Below are 272 nucleotides of genomic sequence, written 5' to 3'. Positions count from 1 at the left end.
GGGCCTCCAGCGAGTCGCTGAGACGGACATGGAATGGCTAGGGAACATCCCGCCCGCCGCCCTGATTGAGATGCGACAGCAGGGCGCATTCCACGAAATCCGCGAAGTGCTCTCAGCCGGCGTCAGCGAGATCGCCGAGACCAAACCCGAGGCGTATTTCAGGTCGAGTGACAAGATCGTCGAGAACATTCAGGATGCCTTCGAGCGGCACCAGAAGAACGTGAAGGAGCTGCGGAAAAAGGGCCTCAAGTTCGCCGGGTATGACCACGGGA

Annotated in this window: 1 protein-coding gene; it reads left to right on the top strand. The window is 60.3% G+C overall.

All coding sequences use genetic code 11. The annotated features are described in order from the left end of the window. Nucleotides 1–28: 28 nt before the first annotated feature. Nucleotides 29–272: hypothetical protein (locus KVS69_RS19575; RefSeq protein WP_217539673.1), on the top strand; the 244-nt coding region annotated here is incomplete at its 3' end.

This window comes from Stenotrophomonas sp. GbtcB23 (genome assembly GCF_019091045.1).
Classification (GTDB): Bacteria; Pseudomonadota; Gammaproteobacteria; order Xanthomonadales; family Xanthomonadaceae; genus Stenotrophomonas; species Stenotrophomonas rhizophila_A.
Note: the sequence above shows the minus strand (reverse complement) of the source record. Positions and strands in the feature narration are given on the sequence as shown.